The organism is Streptomyces sp. 13-12-16 (assembly GCF_002114215.1).
Classification (GTDB): Bacteria; Actinomycetota; Actinomycetes; order Streptomycetales; family Streptomycetaceae; genus Streptomyces.
The window spans coordinates 2,437-3,492 of sequence record NZ_NCTE01001391.1; the positions used below are offsets into that span (position 1 = coordinate 2,437).

Annotated in this window: 2 protein-coding genes; one reads left to right on the forward strand and one right to left on the reverse strand. The window is 68.4% G+C overall.

Annotated elements, in window-relative coordinates; genetic code table 11:
- Positions 1-99: 99 nt before the first annotated feature.
- The gene (locus B7767_RS41315; protein WP_085576328.1) at positions 100-498 is read right to left on the reverse strand and encodes a hypothetical protein; all 399 of its coding nucleotides are present in this window, start codon (positions 496-498) and stop codon (positions 100-102) included.
- A gap of 267 nt (positions 499-765) precedes the next feature.
- Here B7767_RS41315 and B7767_RS41320 point away from each other — a divergent pair, with 267 nt between their 5' ends.
- On the forward strand, positions 766-951 hold the full coding sequence (locus tag B7767_RS41320) for a DUF4240 domain-containing protein (RefSeq protein ID WP_085576329.1): 186 nt from the start codon (positions 766-768) through the stop codon (positions 949-951).
- Positions 952-1,056: the final 105 nt, after the last annotated feature.

Below are 1,056 nucleotides of genomic sequence, written 5' to 3' on the forward strand. Positions count from 1 at the left end.
ACCCGCGCTGGAGGCCGGTTCGGGGTCATGACCGAGCCGTTCGATCAACGCGGGCGTGGCGGCCGGGTCCCGGACGGCCGGCCGACGGTGGTTCCCGGTTCACGCGCAAGGCCCAGGACCACCATGGGGGTGGGGCCTCCAGGACGAGATGACGTCGTTCATGGGCTTTCCGTCGACCCATACGTTCGCGAGGTTGTTGATGTTCCCGGGGCCGAAGTGCACGAAGCTTCGCCCCTGGAAGTTGTTGTGCTCGTAGAAGCAGATCGGCGTGCTGGTCGGGTTCGCGATGGACGAAATGCTGTCCTGCGCTGCGGGGCTGACCTGCTTGAGGGCGTCCGACACGGTGGTCGGGGCGTGCCCGCAGTGGTTCTGGTACGCGTCCTTGCAGACCGTGATCGTGTCGGCCGCGGCCGCGGTGCCCGGGAACGCGGCCACGGCTCCGACCGTCAGTGCCAGACATGCGGCGGCGCCGTAGACCGTGTTCTTGATTCCGCGCATGAGGTGCTGCTCCTCGTGTTCGGTCCGTTCCGCACGGCAGCAGGGCCGTTGAGCGACCGGTGCGGGAAGGCGCCGATGCGCCCCCTCGGTGGAACCCGCTGAACGGAGGTGGGCGGTCGCGTCCGCCCGGACTCTTCGGGATCGTCGACCTCTTGACCATGTACGCCCCTCGGATGTGACAGGGGGTCAGGCAGGCCCTTGCCGCTCCGGTGGACAAAGCTCCCGGGACCGGCCCGATGTCAGAACCGGGTGCCATGCTCTGCCGCCGTGGACAGACAGCAGTTCTGGCAGCTCATCGAGTCAGCCCGCCATCAGGCGTCCGACCCGGACGACGGCGAGGACGTCGCCGGCCGGGCGGCCTCGCAGCTGGCCACGCGTCCGGCCGAGGAGATCGTCGCCGCCCAGCAGGTGCTGTGGGACCTGATGGCGGACTCCTATACGAACCGTTCCTAGTCAGTGAGCAGGAGTGAGTCTTGGACCCATGCCTGGACACTGCGGACATCCCGAACGGTTCTGGGTGTCCTGGTTGCCCGCGTTCGTTCCGCGTCCGGCGGCACG

Bases quoted from the DNA above. Each gene is read 5' to 3' on its own strand.
- B7767_RS41315 (WP_085576328.1), bottom strand. From the start codon at position 498: ATGCGCGGAATCAAGAACACGGTCTACGGCGCCGCCGCATGTCTGGCA.